The sequence below is a fragment of the Pseudomonas huaxiensis genome (genome assembly GCF_003231275.1).
GTDB classification, from domain to species: Bacteria; Pseudomonadota; Gammaproteobacteria; order Pseudomonadales; family Pseudomonadaceae; genus Aquipseudomonas; species Aquipseudomonas huaxiensis.
On sequence record NZ_QKVL01000141.1, the window covers coordinates 1 to 898 of the forward strand.

At 55.9% G+C, this 898-nt stretch carries 1 protein-coding gene; it reads right to left on the bottom strand.

The window, feature by feature from the left end:
• Positions 1-633, bottom strand: a 633-nt coding sequence (locus tag DM374_RS33960; RefSeq protein WP_225422689.1) for a DUF6708 domain-containing protein, incomplete at its 3' end; no start/stop codon positions are given.
• Positions 634-898 lie beyond the last annotated feature (265 nt).

Consider the following 898-nt stretch of genomic DNA (forward strand, 5'->3'; position numbering starts at 1 on the left):
TTGCTGCATGTAGGTGCAGATGTAAGCCCAGGCGTGGGCGTCAGCGCCCATGGTAGTCAGGGGGAAGCGGTCGATGACTTCATTGGTGCCGGGCTTGACGATGGAGAGCACAACGCCGCCCTTGATAACGACCCCATGCGAAGTCGCGCCGCGCTTTAGCCAGCGCTCGGCCCGGACCTGTGACCAGTCGTAGGCCACCGGCTCCACTCGCCAGCGTTCGAAGGGGTTCCACCAGCGGTAGTTGAAGTTGTAGGCGTAGATGCGTTGGCGGGCGCGGTTGAAGCGGAGAGGCATATCGCGGGGAGGTGCTACATCGAACTTCCAGAAGATCGGGGCTGACCAAACTCCAACGGATAAACAGCAGAGGAATATCGTCCAGATTTCAAACCTAAGTTTTTGCTCAATTGAAAAAAAGAGCCATGACAGAACAACCATCAGGATGCTCATGACCAGCGCGAACCAGATCATCAAGCCTCTGATGAGTGCTGACGCGCGCGGCAGTTCCAGAAAGACCTCATCTTGATGATTGGGTGTGTCGAACCCAAGCCCCGGAACTACGAGCGATGGCTCGTCAGGGGCTGGTAAATCCTCTTGCCAACCAGAACAGGGCGGGACGAGCTTAGGACTTTTCATACGAAGCTCCCCACCACCGCCATCCAGAAATCTTGTCTTCCCTTACGATAAGCCGGGCCATACCCGATTCATCACTCTTGCCGGACCAGCAGAACACTTCGAACTTGATGGTCTGTATATCGAGAATCTCGAAATCCATAGACATAGTGCTAAGGCCGGCGCTCATGGCGCCGTTCTCGATTCCAGGTCCATATCAGCCGGCCATTTGACCTTCGGTGCGAGGAGCATGGCGACGTTGCACCACGACACATCGTTGTGGTCTTTC